This window comes from Nocardia xishanensis NBRC 101358 (assembly GCF_001613365.1).
Lineage (GTDB): Bacteria > Actinomycetota > Actinomycetes > Mycobacteriales > Mycobacteriaceae > Nocardia > Nocardia xishanensis.
The window spans coordinates 24,823-41,035 of sequence record NZ_BDCF01000018.1 but is presented as its reverse complement, the minus strand read 5'-3'; the positions used below and the strand labels follow the sequence as shown (position 1 = coordinate 41,035).

At 67.2% G+C, this 16,213-nt stretch carries 16 protein-coding genes; 6 read left to right on the top strand and 10 right to left on the bottom strand.

Annotated elements, in window-relative coordinates:
• The first annotated feature begins 57 nt into the window (after positions 1-57).
• The gene (lpdA, locus tag NX1_RS16920; protein WP_068059739.1) at positions 58-1,458 is read left to right on the top strand and encodes a dihydrolipoyl dehydrogenase; all 1,401 of its coding nucleotides are present in this window, start codon (positions 58-60) and stop codon (positions 1,456-1,458) included.
• Positions 1,459-1,687: 229 nt separating this feature from the next.
• On the top strand, positions 1,688-2,386 hold the full coding sequence (locus NX1_RS16915) for a polysaccharide deacetylase family protein (RefSeq protein WP_068060000.1): 699 nt from the start codon (positions 1,688-1,690) through the stop codon (positions 2,384-2,386).
• A gap of 93 nt (positions 2,387-2,479) precedes the next feature.
• Here the strand turns inward: NX1_RS16915 and NX1_RS16910 are convergent, their stop codons facing one another.
• Entirely contained in the window at positions 2,480-2,896 is a 417-nt protein-coding gene (locus NX1_RS16910; RefSeq protein WP_068059736.1) for a PPOX class F420-dependent oxidoreductase, read from the bottom strand.
• Between the two features lie 47 nt (positions 2,897-2,943).
• Positions 2,944-3,342, bottom strand: coding sequence for a winged helix-turn-helix transcriptional regulator (locus NX1_RS16905; protein ID WP_068059733.1), 399 nt, complete (start codon positions 3,340-3,342; stop codon positions 2,944-2,946).
• A gap of 99 nt (positions 3,343-3,441) precedes the next feature.
• Between NX1_RS16905 and NX1_RS16900 the strand changes: the two genes are divergently transcribed.
• Complete coding sequence (locus NX1_RS16900) at positions 3,442-4,290, top strand: SDR family oxidoreductase (protein WP_068059730.1); 849 nt, start codon at positions 3,442-3,444, stop codon at positions 4,288-4,290.
• A gap of 61 nt (positions 4,291-4,351) precedes the next feature.
• Here NX1_RS16900 and NX1_RS16895 read toward each other — a convergent pair whose 3' ends face one another.
• Both NX1_RS16895 and NX1_RS16890 read right to left on the bottom strand, forming a co-directional pair.
• Positions 4,352-4,729, bottom strand: coding sequence for a VOC family protein (locus NX1_RS16895; RefSeq protein WP_068059727.1), 378 nt, complete (start codon positions 4,727-4,729; stop codon positions 4,352-4,354).
• Positions 4,730-4,887: 158 nt separating this feature from the next.
• A complete protein-coding gene (locus tag NX1_RS16890) occupies positions 4,888-5,433 on the bottom strand; it encodes a carboxymuconolactone decarboxylase family protein (protein WP_068059724.1) in 546 nt (181 codons plus the stop codon).
• Positions 5,434-5,646: 213 nt separating this feature from the next.
• Between NX1_RS16890 and NX1_RS16885 the strand changes: the two genes are divergently transcribed.
• A complete protein-coding gene (locus NX1_RS16885; RefSeq protein ID WP_068059720.1) occupies positions 5,647-6,531 on the top strand; it encodes a nuclease-related domain-containing protein in 885 nt (294 codons plus the stop codon).
• A gap of 6 nt (positions 6,532-6,537) precedes the next feature.
• Here the strand turns inward: NX1_RS16885 and urtE are convergent, their stop codons facing one another.
• The 5 genes from urtE to urtA all read right to left on the bottom strand — a co-directional run bounded on the left by urtE (position 6,538) and on the right by urtA (position 11,532).
• On the bottom strand, positions 6,538-7,230 hold the full coding sequence (gene urtE / locus NX1_RS16880; protein ID WP_068059717.1) for an urea ABC transporter ATP-binding subunit UrtE: 693 nt from the start codon (positions 7,228-7,230) through the stop codon (positions 6,538-6,540).
• Entirely contained in the window at positions 7,223-8,083 is an 861-nt protein-coding gene (gene urtD / locus NX1_RS16875) for an urea ABC transporter ATP-binding protein UrtD (RefSeq protein ID WP_068059714.1), read from the bottom strand. Before urtD ends, urtE begins: the two co-directional genes overlap by 8 nt.
• A complete protein-coding gene (urtC, locus tag NX1_RS16870; protein WP_068059712.1) occupies positions 8,080-9,252 on the bottom strand; it encodes an urea ABC transporter permease subunit UrtC in 1,173 nt (390 codons plus the stop codon). The genes urtD and urtC overlap by 4 nt, the downstream gene beginning before the upstream one ends.
• Positions 9,249-10,133, bottom strand: a complete 885-nt coding sequence (urtB, locus tag NX1_RS16865) for an urea ABC transporter permease subunit UrtB (RefSeq protein WP_068059711.1) — start codon at positions 10,131-10,133, stop codon at positions 9,249-9,251. The genes urtC and urtB overlap by 4 nt, the downstream gene beginning before the upstream one ends.
• Before the next feature lie 127 nt (positions 10,134-10,260).
• Positions 10,261-11,532, bottom strand: a complete 1,272-nt coding sequence (urtA, locus tag NX1_RS16860) for an urea ABC transporter substrate-binding protein (RefSeq protein WP_068059708.1) — start codon at positions 11,530-11,532, stop codon at positions 10,261-10,263.
• 453 nt (positions 11,533-11,985) lie between these two features.
• Here urtA and NX1_RS16855 point away from each other — a divergent pair, with 453 nt between their 5' ends.
• Positions 11,986-13,812: an acyl-CoA dehydrogenase gene (locus NX1_RS16855; protein ID WP_068059701.1), complete on the top strand. Its 1,827-nt coding sequence runs from the start codon at positions 11,986-11,988 to the stop codon at positions 13,810-13,812.
• 50 nt (positions 13,813-13,862) lie between these two features.
• Here NX1_RS16855 and NX1_RS16850 read toward each other — a convergent pair whose 3' ends face one another.
• Entirely contained in the window at positions 13,863-14,702 is an 840-nt protein-coding gene (locus NX1_RS16850) for a TetR/AcrR family transcriptional regulator (protein WP_068059698.1), read from the bottom strand.
• Between the two features lie 74 nt (positions 14,703-14,776).
• Between NX1_RS16850 and NX1_RS16845 the strand changes: the two genes are divergently transcribed.
• On the top strand, positions 14,777-16,012 hold the full coding sequence (locus tag NX1_RS16845; RefSeq protein WP_068059694.1) for an MFS transporter: 1,236 nt from the start codon (positions 14,777-14,779) through the stop codon (positions 16,010-16,012).
• Positions 16,013-16,213 lie beyond the last annotated feature (201 nt).

Genomic DNA, 16,213 nt, shown 5'->3' with positions numbered 1-16,213 from the left:
TCACCGAAGCGGGGGGACGATGGGTGAACTCAGCGCGGCGGAGTTAGGCTCGGTGACGTGACTTCCCACTACGATGTCGTCGTTCTCGGCGCTGGTCCCGGCGGTTATGTCGCCGCGATCCGCGCCGCTCAACTCGGCCTGCGAACAGCGATCGTCGAGCAGAAATACTGGGGCGGTGTGTGCCTGAACGTGGGCTGCATCCCGTCGAAGGCGTTGCTGCGCAATGCCGAGCTCGCGCACATTTTCACCAAAGAAGCCAAGACCTTCGGCATCTCCGGTGAGGCGAGCTTCGACTTCGGCGCGGCGTTCGACCGCAGCCGCAAGGTGGCGGACGGCCGGGTCAAGGGCGTCCACTTCCTGATGAAGAAGAACAAGATCGACGAGTTCGACGGCAAGGGCACCTTCGTCGACGCGAACACGCTCTCGGTCGAGCTGTCCAAGGGCGGCACCGAGACCGTCACGTTCGACAACGTGATCATCGCGACGGGCACCGTCACCAAGCTGCTGCCTGGCACCCAGCTCAGCGCCAACGTCGTCACCTACGAAGAGCAGATCCTCACCAGGGACCTGCCCGGTTCGATCCTGATCGTCGGCGCGGGCGCGATCGGCATGGAGTTCGGCTACGTCCTGAAGAACTACGGCGTCGACGTGCGCATCGTTGAGTTCCTCGACCGCGCGCTGCCCAACGAGGACGCCGACGTCTCCAAGGAGATCACCAAGGCGTACAAGAAGCTCGGCATCACCATCACCACCGGTGCGGCCGTGCAGTCCATCGACGACGACGGCGCCAAGGTCACCGTCTCGATCAAGGACAACAAGACCGGCGCGCTGGAGACCGTCACCGTCGACAAGGTGCTGCAGGCCGTCGGCTTCGCGCCGCGAGTGGACGGCTACGGCCTGGAGAACACCGGCGTGCAGCTGGAGCGCGGCGCCATCGCGATCGACGACTACATGCGCACCAACGTGCCGCACATCTACGCCATCGGCGACGTCACCGGGAAGCTGCAGCTCGCGCACGTCGCGGAGGCGCAGGGCGTGGTCGCCGCCGAGACCATCGGCGGTGCGGAGACCCTCGCCCTCGGCGACTACCGGATGATGCCGCGCGCCACCTTCTGTCAGCCGCAGGTGGCCAGCTTCGGTCTCACCGAGGAGCAGGCGCGCGCCGAGGGCTACGACGTGAAGGTCGCGACCTTCCCGTTCACCGCCAACGGCAAGGCGCACGGTCTCGGCGACGCGACCGGTTTCGTGAAGCTGATCTCCGATGCCAAGTACGGCGAGCTGATCGGCGGCCACCTGATCGGACCCGACGTCTCGGAGCTGCTGCCCGAGCTGACCCTGGCCCAGAAGTGGGATCTCACGGTCAACGAGCTCGCGCGGAACGTGCACACCCACCCGACGCTCAGCGAGGCGCTGCAGGAGGCCATTCACGGTCTCGCGGGCCACATGATCAACTTCTGAGTTGTCGGCGCGCTGGCGCGCGCGGGTTCGCGGCCCCCTAGTGTCTCGCTTCCGAGCGGTCGAGACTTGCGACTTCGTCGCGTGCGTCTCGACCGCTCGGAAGCGAGACGGGCCGTGAACGGGCTCGTAAGACTCGCCCTGGGGGTGGTTGGGAGAGCGGGGATATTGCCTCGGCCGAATGCCGTTGGCGCGGAAGTGGTTCGGCCGGGATTTCTGGTATACAGCGAAGATGCTTCGCCGGTTGTCGGTCGGGTTCGCGCTCGCCCTCGTGCTCGTGGTGCTGGTGGCGGTCGGCACCTATTTCCTGATGAACTCACGCACGTACCAGGTGGCGGGGCGGCTGGTGGATCGAGTCGACACCGCGGACAAGGTGGTCGCGCTGACGCTCGACGACGGACCTTCCGACAACGCGCCCGAGGTGCTGAAAGTACTTGCCGACGCGGGCATTACGGCCACCTTCTACCTGAACGGGCGTGATCTCGCCGCGCGGCCCGATACGGGCAGGGCGATCGCGGCCGCGGGTCACGAGATCGGTAACCACACCTACAACCACCGCCGCATGGTGTTCGTCTCCGACGAGACCGTGCGCGCCGAGATCGAGGATACCGACGCCGAGATCGCGAAAACCGGCTACCGCGGCCCCATCACCTTCCGCCCGCCCTACGGCAAGAAACTCTGGTCGCTGCCCGAATACCTCGCCGACCACGACCGCACCACCGTCATGTGGGACGTGGAACCGGACTCCGGCAAGGTTGCCACCACCGACGAAGTCGTCCGTGAAACCGTCGCCGAGGTCCGCCCCGGCTCCATCATCCTGCTGCACATAATGAGCAACCCGGACTCCCTCGCCGCGATCCCGCGCATAGTCGCCGAACTGCGCGCCGACGGCTACACCTTCCTCCCTGTCTCCCAACTCCTCACCCGCTGAGTGGGCGACTACCGGGCCGAGGCGTGTTCGAACTCGTCGTCACTGGGTTGCATCGGCCGGTGCCTGGTTCGTCACACGGTGCGATCGAGTGGATCAGAGCGTGCCGTAGGCGTTGTTGGGCATGAAGCGGGCGAGGACGCGGTGTTCTTCGACCATCGAGCGCCGGTAGTCGGACCAGTCGGGGTGTTCGCCGGAGGCCGCGCGGTAGTAGGCGACGAGCTCCTCGACGGTGGGATCGTCGGGGTCGGCGGCGACGGGCGTGAGTTCGACGGTCCCTTCGAGGACGGCGTAGGCGAAGAAATCGTCGCGGGTGACGTGCAGCGCCGCCCAGGGGTCGCGGCGCAGATTGTGATACTTGGCGCGGTCGGCGGTGATGGAGATGCGGATGATGTCGTCGTCTCCGACGACGTGCAGCACGTTGGACAGCTGCGGCCTGCCGTTGCGGCGGATCGTGGTCAGCACGGAACGGCGAGCGGAGCGAGCGAAATCGACGGCTTCGGAGAGTTCCATGTCTCCTGCAACCTATCGCCGGGCGCGGTCGTTCCCGGCGGGTGCGATCAATCGCGGTGGTAGGCGGCCTGGGCCTCGCGGACTCGCGGCATGTTCGTCTCCACCACCTGAATGAGCGCCTCGAGCTGGTCGGCCACCTCGGCGCCGAGTTCGGTGAGCGTGTATTCCACGCGCGGCGGGATGGTCTCCTTGACCTCGCGATGCACCATGCCGTCGCGTTCCAGTGCTTGCAATGTCTGCGAGAGCATGCGTTCGCTCACACCGTCGACCCGTCTGCGCAGCGCGCTGAAGCGGTACGGCCCCTCCCGCAGCGCCACCATGGCGAGAGTGCCCCACCGGCTCGCCACATTCTGCAAAACCGGTCTCGACGTGCAATTCCGCGCGAAGACGTCGGCTTCCAGCGTCGGGTCGTCGGTGTCCTCCGACGGGATGCGCTGGGTGGTCATGTTCTCGATAGTACCCGACTTGACCAAAGTATCCACGGAATGCATAGTACTTACTAATAGTTAGTACAAGCAGTTCAGTGCACAACCTTGGAGGAAGTCATGACCGTCGCCATCGCCGGAGCAAGCGGACAGCTGGGTCGGCTCGTCGTCGAAGAACTGCTGCGCGCGGGCGAAACCCCCGTCGCGATCGTGCGTGATCCGCAGAAGGTCGCCGACTTGGCCGAGCGCGGCGTCGACGTGCGGCAGGCCGCCTACGGTGACGCCGCCGCGCTCGATCGCGCGCTGGCGGGGGTCGACCGGCTGCTGCTGATCTCCGGCAACGAGTTCGGTGAGCGAGTCGGGCAGCACACCAACGTGATTCGCGCCGCCGAGCGCGCGGGCGTCCAACTGCTCGCCTACACCAGCATTCCCGGCGCCACCGAGAACCCGCTGATTCTGGCACAGGAGCACCGCGGCACCGAAGCGGTATTGGCGGAATCCACCGTGCCGTACACGCTGCTGCGCAACAGCTGGTACTGGGAGAACTACCTCGGCGGCCTGGCGCACGCGGTGGAATCCGGTGTGCTGCACGGCGCGGCGGGACAGGGCCGGGTGGCCGGCGCGTCCCGCGCGGACTACGCGGCCGCCGCGGCGCGCGTGCTCACCACCGACGGCCACGAGGGGCGGGTATACGAGCTGGGCGGTGACGAACGGCTCACCTATGCCGAACTGGCGCAGGCCATTTCGGAGGCGGCTGGCAAGCCGGTGCGCTACGAGAATCTCGCCGAGGCGGATTACGCCGCTGTGCTCGAACAGGCCGGACTGCCCGCCGTATACGCGAAGGCGCTGGCCGACGCCGACACGGGCATCGCCGCGGGCGTGCTCGACGTCGACTCAGGCGACCTGCAGAAGCTGCTCGGTCGTCCGTCGACCCCGGCGGTCGAGGTCTTCCGCGCCGCCCTCTCCTGAGCCGAGAACGCTTGCGCCGGTGCGCGATCCACGCTGGTGGACCGCGCACCGGCGTTCGGCGTCATACCCACTGCACGAGCTGGACGACGATCCCGTTCGGGTCCGTCATCTGGAAGTACCGCTCACCCCACTCCTCGGTCTCGATGGGCGTAACGATCGGCACCCCCTCGGTCTGGAGGCGGGCGTACTCGGCGTCGATGTCGTCGACAACGAACACCACGAGCAACCCGTCGCCGGCGCTGCCCGCCGCGCTCGCCGGCTTGAAGGTCGGCAGGCCGGTGCGCAGGTAGATGAGATTCATCCCGGCGTCGGGCCGCTCCAGCGAGACGAACCCGTCGGCGGACATCTTCTCGGTGAACCCGAGATGGTCGATCACGAACTTCGCCGAAGCCTGCGGGTCGGCGACATTGAGCGAGATGGCGGATGCGGTGATGCGCATGGGTGCTCCTCGGGGCGGAAAAACTCTGTACTTAGTACGGTGTACGTTGTAGAGAAATTTCCGGCGACGTGCACTATGACCTGGATCACGCCCTACTCTCCCGCGCCGCGCCGCGCCGCGCCGCGCCGCGCCGCGCCCGATCGGAAACCGGTGTGCGCTCAGAGTCCGTCGCGTTGGATGCGCAGGGCGGTGATGGTCGAGGCCAGTCCCTCGTACTGATTGACCAGCAGCACGATCTCGATGAGGCTGCGCTCGTCGTAGTACGCGGCCAGCCTCGCCCAGGTGGCGTCGTCGATGTCGCGGGTCGCCACGAGCTGGTCGACCGCCTCCAGCAGCGCGCGGTGCTTGTCCGTCCAATCGGGATCGGCGGCTCCGGTGCGCAGCCGCTCCAGGATCTCCGGCGTGACGCCGGCGCGACGGCCGAGCCTGATGTGATGGTCCATCTCGTATTCGCAGCTGCGCAGGTGGGCGACGCGAATGATGACAAGCTCGGATTCGTGCCGCGGCAGCCGTCCGCCCGGCATCAAGCGCCCCGAGTAGTGCAGCCAGCCGCGGAAGAGTCCCTTGGTGCGGCCGAGCGTGCTGAACAGGTGCGCGTCGGACGTGCCCGCGGCGCGCGAGAGCACCTGCCAGACAGCCCAATTCACCGGCCCGAGTTCCTTGAGACGTCCCGGTGCGATCCGTGGTTGCGACATCGAAACCATGCTTCCGCCTTCCGCGCGGTGAGGGCCTCCCCGCCATCGTGTTCGGGTCCGGTCGCCTCGCGCCGGACCGAGAGCCGAGCCTACCCGCGCCTTTCCGCTTTCCAGTGGTTTTCGCGGGTGCGGACCGGCATCATCAGTACCGGTGCGGACCGCCGGGGCCGTGGGCGGGCTGCGCTGCTGGTGCGAACACAGGTTGAGCAGGGGTCGAGGCACATGCTGGTGAAGATCAGGCCCGGAGCGCAGCTCTCCGGTGCCGAGCAGGAATTCGTCGACTGCCTGCGGGCCTTTCCGTCGACCGCCTTCGCCGCGGTCGACGCGCAGGTGGGAGACAACGGAACTCGTCAGATCGACGCGGTGGTGATCACGCCGCGCGGCGTCACGGTGGTCGAGGTCAGAGGTTTCCGGCGACGCCAGAGCGGCATTCTCGGCGTCTCGGACGACGAGCCGTTCACCATCAGCGACACCACCGCCGATTTCGACGACGAGAACGCCGCGCATCCGATCCAACGCCTGGAACAGGCCGTGTACGCGGTCAAGAGCAAACTCGAACGGGCGCTGATCGATCCGGGCCATGTGTGCGGCGTGGTCGCGCTGATCCCCTTTCGTGGCGTTGTGGTGCGCCCCGCGCGGACGAATGTGCGCTCGGGTGTCGATGTCGTCGTCGCCAATGTCCCCGATGCCACCGAATTACGCATCTACTTGGAAGGTTTCGCGGCCGGGCCGCGCAGCTGGAGCGCGGACCGGGTCATCTCGGCGGCCACGGCGCTCGGCGTGACGGCGCCGTCGCGGGCCGAACTGATCGCCGACGGCTTCGACGAGCTCGCGGCGCATTCGCACCTGCCGGTCGCCGCCCTCGCGCCAACGCCGCCCGCTCCGCCGCCGCCGCGCCCGTCGACTCGCTCCCAGCACGCGGCGATCTGGGCGGTCGTCGCGGCGGCAGTGATCGGCATGCTGGTGGTGTTCGGCGTCGTCGTCACCGCGGTGGCGCGCGACGAGCCGCATCCCGGTTCGGAGCGGGAGGCCACGTCGAGCACGGTGGTCCCGTCCCCGCCGCCGTACCGGCCGCGCGACTGCTATCCGTTCCAGACCGACTGCTGAACGGCCTCAGATCGCCATCGCCGAGCGGACTTCGGTCTCCGCGCGCGCCCCGCCGTCGCCGGTGGAGGTGACCCGGCCGGATTGCAGGACGTAATACCGTTGCGCCGCTTGCAGAGCGAAACCGATGTGCTGCTCGACCAGCAGCACGCTCAGCCCGCCCCTCGTCGTCAATTCGATGATGGTGCGCTCGATCTCGGCCACCACCGACGGCTGGATGCCCTCGGTCGGCTCGTCGAGGATGAGCAGCCTGGGTTCGGTGATCAGGGCGCGCGCGATGGCCAGCTGCTGGCGTTGACCGCCGGAGAGCAGACCGGCCTTGCGGCTCAAAAGCTCCCGCAGCGCGGGGAAGAGATCGAGCGACTCGTCGATCAGCGCCTTGCCGCGCTTACGCCCGTCGGCCACCACCTGGAGGTTCTCCGCTGTGGAGAGCTGTGGAAAACTCTGCTGCCCCTGCGGTACGTACGCGATGCCGCGCTTCACCCGGCGCGAGGGCGAGAGTTTGGTGATCGGTTCGCCGTCGAAGGCGATCCGCCCGGACTTGGTGGCGATCAAGCCGACCGCGGTACGCAACAGCGTGGTCTTGCCCGCGCCGTTGTGGCCCATGATCGCCACCACGCTGTCGTCGGGAACCGTCACCGACACGCCGTGAATCACCTCGGTGCGGCCGTAGCCGGAGTGGACGTCGATCAGTTCAAGCATCGGCGGACTCCTTGTTCTGCGCTGAGGCTTCGACGCTGTGCGCGGTGGTTTCGTCTTCGAGCTCGGTGCCGATGGCCGCCGCGGTGCCGAGGTAGACCTCCTGCACCCGCGGATCGGCTTGCACCTGTTCGACGGTGCCCTCGCTGAGCACCCGGCCGCCCGCGAGGACGGTCACCGACGTGGCGAACGAGCGCATGAACTCCATGTCGTGCTCGACCACCACTACGACCCGTTCGGCGCCGATGCGGCGCAACAGGTTTCCGGTCTCCTCGCGCTCCTCGGCGCTCATGCCCGCGACCGGTTCGTCGAGCAGCAGCACGGCGGCGTTCTGCACCAGCAGCATGCCGATCTCCAGCCACTGCTTCTGGCCGTGCGCGAGCACGCCGGCGGGTTGGTCGCGCAGGGCGGCCAGGCCGGTGATCTCCAGCGCCTCTTCGATACTCGGCAGCACGGACTTGCGCCTGCGTAACAAGCTCAGCGGCGAACGACCCGCCCCCGCCGCGATGTCGAGGTTCTGCAACACGCTGAGCTGCTCGAACACGCTCGCCGTCTGAAACGTTCGCCCGACGCCGAGGCGGGCGATCCGGTGCACCTTCTTGCCGAGCAGTTCGGTGCCGGACTTCTGCGCCGAACCTGTCGCGGGAACGAGGCCGGTGATCGCGTCGATGAGCGTCGTCTTGCCCGCGCCGTTGGGTCCGATGAGGAAGCGCAGATCGCCTTGCAACACCGTCAGATCCACGTCGGTGACCGCTCTGAATCCGTCGAAACTCACCGAGAGCCCGCGGATCTCGAGGTATTCGCTGTCCATGCCCGCGTTGCCGCCGAGCTTCGGTTCACTGGTCGATGTCGTCATCGGGATTCCACCTTCTCCTCGGCGACCTTCGGTTCGACGGGTACTGCGTCAGCAGGCGGCGCGCTCTCGCGGACCGTGACCGGCGAGCCCGAGCCCGGGCGACGGAACCTGCCCTCCAGGACGCCCTTCGCCATCGGCCAGACACCCGCGAGCCCGGCCGGGACGAATCCGACGACCACGATGAACAACACGCCTTGCAGGTAGGTCCAGCCGGACGGGAACTGTTCGGAGAACGCGGTCTGCGCCCACGCCACACCGATCGCGCCGAGCACCGGACCGAGCAGTGTCGTGCGTCCGCCGATGGCGACGCCGATCAGGAAGGCGATGGAGGGCACCACGCCGATGTCGGCGGGGGAGATGATGCCGACGATCGGCGTGAACAGCGCGCCCGCGATGCCCGCGAAGAAGGCCGCGACAACGTACGCGACGATCTTGATATTGGCCGGGTCGTAGCCGAGGAAGCGCACCCGCTCCTCTTGATCGCGCACCGCGACCAGCAATTCGCCGTAGCGGCTGTGCATCAACTGGCGAACCAGCGCGACCACCACCAGCAGCGTCCCCGCCGCGATGAAGAACAGCATCTGCCGATTGACCGGGTCGGAGAGCTTGAAACCGAAGAACGCGCGGAAGTCCGAGAGCCCGGTGAACCCGCCGAGCGCCTGCTGCCCGGTGAGCAGGATGGCCAGCGCGGCGGCCAGCGCCTGGCTCAGGATGGCGAAGTAGGCGCCCTTGACCCTGCGCTTGAATACGCCGTAGCCGAGCAGGGCAGCGACCGCGGCGGGCAGCACCAGAATGCCGATGATCGCCACCGGCGCGGACGCGAAAGGCTGCCAGAATCCGGGCAATTCGCGAATGCCCGCGATCTCCATGAACTCCGGCACGTCGTTGCCGAGCCGCGCGGCGTCGGACATCTGCAGGTGCATCGCCATGAGATACGCGCCGATGCCGAAGAACACGCCTTGGCCGAGAGTCAGCATGCCGCCGCGCCCCCACGCCAAGCCGATGCCCGCGGCCACGATCGCGAAGCACAGAAACTTCGCGAGCAGGTTCAGCCGGAAGTCGCTGAGCACCGCGGGCGCCACCGCGAACAGCAGGATCGCCGCGAGGGCGAAACCGCCGAGCGTGGTCAGCGAGGAGCGCTCACGCCAGTGTCTGGTCAGCGTGGTCATGCCAAACTCCTTGTCCGGACGGTGAACAGGCCCTGCGGGCGAATCTGCAGGAAGACGACGATCAGCACGAAGACCACGACCTTCGCGATGGACGCGGTGGTCTCGTACTCGATGTAGGAATTGAGCAGTCCGAGCGCGAACGCGGCGATCACCGTGCCCTTGATCTGACCGAGTCCGCCGATCACCACGACGAGGAACGCGTCGATCAGATAGCTCTGGCCGATGGTGGGGCTGGTGGAGCCGATGAGTGTGAGCGCTACGCCGGCGACGCCGGCCAGACCGGAGCCGATGAAGAAGGTGCTGATATCGGTGAAACGGCTGGAGACGCCGCTGGTTTCGGCCAGGCCGCGGTTCTGCACGACCGCGCGGATGCGCCTGCCGAGTGGCGTCGCCTTCAGCGCCGCCGCGAGCACGGTCACCGCGAGAACCGCAAGGACCAGGATGAAGATGCGCGTCTTCGGGACGACCGCGCCCATGATGGTGACGCCGCCGCTGAGCCATTCGGGAGCGAGGACGTTCTTGGCGGGCGCACCGAAGATGTCGCGCGCGAACTGCTGCAACACCAGGCCCACGCCGAACGTGACGAGCAGCGTGTCCAGCGGGCGGTCGTACATCCAGCGAATAAGGCCCATCTCCAGCGCCGCGCCGAGCACGCCGCCCACCAGGAACCCGACGACCAGCGACACCAGCAGCGAAACCCCCGCCGATGAGATCACCTTCTGCACGACGTAGGTGGTGTAGCAGCCTGCCATGATGAATTCGCCGTGTGCCATGTTGATCACGCCCATCTGACCGAATGTGAGCGAGAGGCCGAGGGCGGCGAGCAGCAGAATAGATCCCAGGCTCAACCCAGTGAAGAGCTGGCCGATCAACACGTCCATGAAGTAGCTCCTGTGTTGTTGGCGCGCCGGCGCGCGCGAACGGGCTCGTAAGACTCACCCTGGACGGGGCTGGCAGGGCGCGGGTGATGCGTTCCCACCAGCCCCAGGCCGCAGCAGGGTGGCGTTGTTACAGGCCCTTGGCCCAGCCGTAGGACTTCAGGTACGGGTCGGGCTGGATGGGCTTGCCGGAGTCCCACACCGTGTAGATCAGGCCGTCGGCGCGGATTTCGCCGATGCGGGCGGTCTTGGTGATGTGGTGGTTGGCGCCGTCGATGGTGACCAGGCCCTCCGGAGCCTCGAAGCTGACGCCGTCGGCCACGGCCTGGATGTCCTCGACCTTGAACGACTTCGCCTTCTCGACGGTGTTCTTCCACAGGTAGACCGAGGCGTAGGCGGCCTCCATCGGGTCCGAGGTGGGCTTGTCCGCGCCGAAGGCGGCCTTGTACGCGTCGACGAACGCCTTGTTCTGCGGGGTGTCGACCGTCTGGTAGTAGTTCCACGCCGTCAGCTGGCCCGCGATGTTCTGCGCGCCGATGCCCGCGACCTCTTCCTCGGCGATGGACACCGAAACCACTGGCATCTCAGTGGCTTTCAGGCCCGCGTTGGTGTACTCGCGGAAGAAGGCCACGTTCGAATCGCCGTTGAGCGTGTTGAAGACCGCGCCCGCCTTCGCATTTCGTACCTTGTTGACGATGGTCGAGAAGTCGGTGGAGCCGAGCGGTGTGTAGTCCTCGCCCTTGATCTCGATACCGTTGGCCGCGGCGTACGCCTTGATCTCGCGGTTGGCGGTCTGCGGGAAGACGTAGTCGGAGCCGACCAGGTACAGGGACGTGATGCCCTTCTGCTTCAGATAATCCAGCGCGGGCACGATCTGCTGGTTGGTGGTGGCGCCGGTGTAGAAGATGTTCTTGCTGTCCTCCAGGCCCTCGTACTGGACGGGGTAGTAGAGCAGTGAGTTGAGACTTTCGAACTTGGGCTTCATGGCTTTTCGGCTCGACGAGGTCCAGCCGCCGAACACCGCGGCGACACAGTCGGAGCTGATGAGCTTTTCGGCCTTCTCCGCGAAGGTCTTCGGGTCCGAAGCGCCGTCCTCCAGCACCAGTTCGATCTTCTTGCCGAGCACGCCGCCCGCCGCGTTGATCTGGTCGACAGCCAGCTTGGTGGAGTTGGCGACGGTGACCTCGGAGATGGCCATGGTCCCCGACAGCGAGTGCAGCGAACCGACCTTGATGGTGTTTGCCGAGGTGTCGACGCAGGAGGCCGCGTTGGAGCCGGTGGCGGCGTCGTCCTTGGCGCCGCAGGCGGTCAGCAACAGGCCGGCGAGCGCAACCGCGGTTGGCGCGACCAGTGCTCTGGTCAGGCGGGAACGATGCCGATGAGCGGCACGGGAATCTGACATCGGGCGGAACCCTCTCACTTCGTCCGGTGTGCGGCGGCGCTGGCTGCGCCACGCTCGAATACGCCGCGTTTGCCCCGGTCACGGCTGTCGACCGGGGTGTATACAACGCGTATTCGTGGTGCGAAGAGTAGACAGAAGTTGTTGCGCCGGAATATCTCTCGGTGACGAGTCCGTTGCCGATGTTTCGCCCGTGTGAAACCTTTTCGCAACCCTGAGGTCGATCGGGGTGAGGTCCGTAGCCGGACCGTAATACCGGCGAGTTATTACGCGTCCACGAGTGGATGCTTCACCGTTGCTCGTCGCGGCGCCCGGTCATCGGCGGGCTTCCGACGTCCCGGATTTCCCTACGGTTGCGTAGCCGATTCCCGGTGCGGCAGGCTGCGTTTTGTACATCGTCAAAAGCGTCGGAGCATGGAGTGGCGGGACCACGGCGCATGAGTCGAGGAGGACTAGGTGGGGCACTACAAGGCGAACGTACGCGACATCGAATTCAACCTTTTCGAGGTGCTGGGGCTGGACAAACTCCTCGATACCGGCGCCTACGGCGACCTCGACTCCGACACCGTGCGCGAGATCCTCGCCGAGGTGAAGCGTCTCGCCGAGGGCCCGATCGCGGATTCCTTCGTCGCGGCCGACCGTGAGCCCGTCGTCTACGACGCGAGCACCTTCGAGATCTCCGTACCGGAGCCGTTGCGCAGAACCGTCGCCGCGGTGCGCGAGGCCGACTGGGGCAGGCTCGGCATGCCGGAGGGCATGGGCGGCACGGCCGCGCCCGCTGCGGTGGTCTGGGCGGTCAACGAGATGATGACCTGCGCCAACCCGTCGGCCAGCTTCTTCAGCATGGGCACGGTGATGTCGTCGGTGCTGTACAACGTGGGCAACGAGCAGCAGAAGCACTGGGCCACCCTGGGCTACGAGAAGGGCTGGCAGGGCACGATGGTGCTGACCGAGCCGGACGCGGGCTCGGACGTCGGCGCGGGCCGCACGAAGGCGATCGCGCAGGAGGACGGCTCCTGGCACATCGAGGGCGTCAAGCGCTTCATCTCCGGCGGCGATGTCGGCGACACCGCCGAGAACGTCTTCCACCTGGTGCTGGCCCGTCCGGAAGGCGCCGGGCCCGGCACCAAGGGGCTGTCGCTGTTCTACGTGCCGAAGTTCCTGTTCGACCACGAGACGCTCGAGCTGGGCGACCGCAATGGCGTCTACGTGACGGGCGTCGAGCACAAGATGGGCCTGAAGTCCTCGCCGACCTGTGAGCTGACCTTCGGCGGCGCGGTCCCCGCCAAGGGCTGGCTGGTCGGCGACGTGCACAACGGCATCGCCCAGATGTTCCAGGTGATCGAGAACGCCCGCATGATGGTCGGCATCAAATCCTCCGGCACCCTCTCGACCGGATACCTGAACGCGCTGGCCTACGCCAAGGAGCGCGTGCAGGGCGCGGACCTGACCCAGATGGCGGACAAAGCGGCCCCGCGCGTCGCCGTCACCCGCCACCCGGACGTGCGTCGCTCGCTGGCGCTGCAGAAGGCCTACGCCGAGGGTCTGCGCGCGGTGTACCTCTACACCGCCGCACATCAGAATGCCGATGTGGCGCAGCTGGTTTCGGGCGCCGACACCGACCTGGCGCAACGGGTGAACGATCTGCTGCTGCCCGTCGTGAAGGGCGTCGGCTCGGAGCGGGCCTACCAGTATCTGACGGAATCCCTTCAGACACTCGGCGGTTCGGGGTACTTGCAGGATTACCCGATCGAACAGTACATCCGCGACGCCAAGATCGACTCGTTGTACGAGGGCACCACCGCCATCCAGGCGCAGGACTTCTTCTTCCGCAAGATCATTCGGGACAAGGGCGCGGCGCTCGCGCACGTCGACGGCCGGATCGCCGCCTTCCTCGACGCCCCGAGCGGGCGCTTCGAGACCGAACGCGAACTGCTGCGCACGGCGCAGGCCGACGTGCAGGCGATGGCCGCGACGCTCACCGGATTCGTGATGGCGGCCCAGCAGTCGCCCGCCGAGCTGTACAAGGTCGGCCTCGGATCGGTGCGCTTCCTGCTCGCCGTCGGCGACCTGCTCATCGGCTGGCGACTGCTCGTCCAGGCCGAGATCGCCGCAGCGGCGCTGACCGGTGACGCGGAGCCGAAGGATCGGTCGTTCTATGCCGGAAAGGTCGCGGTGGCGAGCTTTTTCGCCAAGAACGTGCTGCCGCAGCTGACGGCGACCAGGAAGGTTCTCGCGGCGATCGACAACGACATCATGGAGTTGGACGAAGCGGCGTTCTGAGTACGGCGGTCGAGCGCCTCGACGTTCGTTCTGGGAGCTCGGGCCGGTGCTCAGTCGGCGAGGAGTTTCAGCACGACCGGGCGGGACAGGGTTCCGGCGACTTGCCTGGCGAGTTGGTTGGCGCCCGCGCCCTCGGCGTGCGCCGCCCGGAGGGCCGCGGCGAGTTCCTCGCGCGCGGTCTCCGCGGCGGCCTGCGCCGCGCGTAGCCGGGCTGCCGCGCGGTCGACCGGGTCGTTGTCCTCGGCGGGCGGGGGTTCGGTCGCGGTCATCTGCTCGCCGGTCAACCTGTTGACCACATGCCTCGGCCGCTCCGCCGCGGCATGGCCCAGCGCGGATCTGGCGAACCGCTTCATGAAATCACGGGTGGCGTTGGTGTCCTCGGCCGCCGCGCCGAGCAGCAGCCGGGTGACCTGTGGGACGGCGTGGGTCCAGTTCGCCAGACCGCACAGTGCCAGAAGCACGAGCCTCGGATCTGGCTCGTCCGCGAAAGTCTGCTGCGCGTAGTCGAACTTGCGCTCGTAGTGTGCGGCGCGCCAGCCGTTCACGTCGTGCGCTTCCGCGCCGCGGTGCAGCGCTTCCCATTGCAAGAGGCGCAGCAGCTGCGGGTTCGCGCGGTGATAGTCGAACAGTTTGCCCACGTACTCGCCGGGATCGGATTCGGCGAGCGGCTGCACCACGTCGATGAATTCGCGCATGGTGTCGACGACGATGACGTCGAAAAGCTTGTCCTTGCTGCCGAAAAGTCCGTAGATCCGCTCCTTGTTCACACCGGCCGCCTCGGCGATCCGGTCGACGCGCGCTCCGGAGAGGCCGTGCTCGGCGAATTCGGCGCGGGCAGCCTGCAGCAGCGCCTGCCTGGTGGCGTCGCTGCGCTTGGTGGTGACCGTCATGGCACAGACTTTACCACCGTTTTAAACCAACTATTTGGTTGACATCGAGCCGGCGCGGTCGTACCTTCGTCGCTATGGCAACGCCGACAATCCCCGCCGTGACCGGTGCTCCGGTCCGCTCGTCCTCGCGCGAACTCTCGCCGGGGGCGCACACCGGTCGCATCCTGCCCGTCTTCGTCCTGTCCGCTCTCCTCGCCACCGGCCAGATGTACGTACCGATTCCGCTTTTCACGGCCATGCGGGCCGAGTGGCAAGTGGGCTCGGGCGTGATGACCTGGATCATCAGCGCATTCGCCTTCGGCTACGCGGGCGGTTTCGTGCTCTTCGGCCCGCTCTCGGATCGCTATGGCCATCGCAAAGTACTCATCACCGGCATGCTGGTCGCCGCAGTGGTCACCCTATTGACCGGTTTGGCCGTGAGTGCGCCGGTGGCGGTCGCCCTGCGCATCGTGCAGGGGCTGGTGGTCGGCTCGATTCCGCCCGCGCTGATGGCCTACGTCGCGACTCGTGTCGCGCCCGCGCATCGCGCGGTGGTCACCATGTCGGTGGCGACCTCGTTTCTCGCCGCGACGGTGGTCGCCCAGATCGTCTCGCAATCTCTCGTCGCGTCGTTTCCGTGGCGCGCCGTATTCCTCGGCTCGGCAATGATTTTCGTGGTGTTGGCCGCCGCGCTGCGCGCGGTGATGCTCGACGACGCGCCGACCGGCCGCGACCGGCCGCTGCGCCACAGCTACGCCGCCATCCCCGCGGTGCTGCGCATCCGTCCGCTGTTGCCGATGCTCGGCGCGGGCGCGTTGAGCATGGCCGTGATGGTGGGTGTGTACACCGGCATCGAGTTGGTCGGCATCGTGCACGGTTCCGGCGAACTGTTGACGCTGCGCGCGGGAGCGCTGCCGGTGATGTTCGCACTTCCGCTGCTCGCGGTCCCGCTGGCGCGGCTGACCAAACACGGCCAGATCATGCTCGGCGTGCTCATCGCGGCCGCGGCCATGGTCACGGCCACCTTCGAGGGCGCACATCTGGCGGTGCTGACCGTGCTTCTCGCCGTGCTGGTCGGCGGACTGGGCATCATCGCGCCCGCGGTGTTGCAGAGCGCGGGCGAGCTGGGCGGCGAATCCAGGGCCGCGGCCTCATCGGTGGCGATGTTCAGCTTCTACGTCGGCGCGACGGTCGGTCCGGTGGTGGCGGCAGCCGCCGCGCCGCACGGCTTTTCGGCACTGGCGTGGACGCTGGCGGTCCTACTGCTCGCCGCGCTCGGCTTGACCCTGCTCGGCGTCCGCATTCAGCGGGCGATGACAACCGCGGGGTGACCTGAGGCTCGCGGTGCCACCGCTCCGAAGCCGCGCTCCCTCGATGTGCCGCAAGTGATTTCAACGTCACACGCATTCCGTACGCCTCACATAGGCACCGCCTGTGTGAGGCGTACACGCGATATGTGGGAACGTCAGTGGTGGGACTGTGGCGGGTTGGCAGACTCGGGCTCGGCGATGACCGCTGATCAAGTGGCGGAA

What these genes read in the sequence shown, in the direction of transcription:
- urtC (WP_068059712.1), bottom strand. Translation starts at nt 9,252, where the DNA reads ATGACCACGCTGACCAGACACTGGCGTGAGCGCTCCTCGCTGACCACG.
- urtB (WP_068059711.1), bottom strand. Translation starts at nt 10,133, where the DNA reads ATGGACGTGTTGATCGGCCAGCTCTTCACTGGGTTGAGCCTGGGATCT.
- urtD (WP_068059714.1), bottom strand. Translation starts at nt 8,083, where the DNA reads ATGACGACATCGACCAGTGAACCGAAGCTCGGCGGCAACGCGGGCATG.
- NX1_RS16850 (WP_068059698.1), bottom strand. Translation starts at nt 14,702, where the DNA reads ATGACGGTCACCACCAAGCGCAGCGACGCCACCAGGCAGGCGCTGCTG.
- NX1_RS16900 (WP_068059730.1), top strand. Translation starts at nt 3,442, where the DNA reads ATGACCGTCGCCATCGCCGGAGCAAGCGGACAGCTGGGTCGGCTCGTC.
- NX1_RS16910 (WP_068059736.1), bottom strand. Translation starts at nt 2,896, where the DNA reads ATGGAACTCTCCGAAGCCGTCGATTTCGCTCGCTCCGCTCGCCGTTCC.
- NX1_RS16895 (WP_068059727.1), bottom strand. Translation starts at nt 4,729, where the DNA reads ATGCGCATCACCGCATCCGCCATCTCGCTCAATGTCGCCGACCCGCAG.
- NX1_RS16915 (WP_068060000.1), top strand. Translation starts at nt 1,688, where the DNA reads ATGCTTCGCCGGTTGTCGGTCGGGTTCGCGCTCGCCCTCGTGCTCGTG.
- NX1_RS16905 (WP_068059733.1), bottom strand. Translation starts at nt 3,342, where the DNA reads ATGACCACCCAGCGCATCCCGTCGGAGGACACCGACGACCCGACGCTG.
- urtA (WP_068059708.1), bottom strand. Translation starts at nt 11,532, where the DNA reads ATGTCAGATTCCCGTGCCGCTCATCGGCATCGTTCCCGCCTGACCAGA.
- NX1_RS16890 (WP_068059724.1), bottom strand. Translation starts at nt 5,433, where the DNA reads ATGGTTTCGATGTCGCAACCACGGATCGCACCGGGACGTCTCAAGGAA.
- urtE (WP_068059717.1), bottom strand. Translation starts at nt 7,230, where the DNA reads ATGCTTGAACTGATCGACGTCCACTCCGGCTACGGCCGCACCGAGGTG.
- NX1_RS16885 (WP_068059720.1), top strand. Translation starts at nt 5,647, where the DNA reads ATGCTGGTGAAGATCAGGCCCGGAGCGCAGCTCTCCGGTGCCGAGCAG.
- NX1_RS16845 (WP_068059694.1), top strand. Translation starts at nt 14,777, where the DNA reads ATGGCAACGCCGACAATCCCCGCCGTGACCGGTGCTCCGGTCCGCTCG.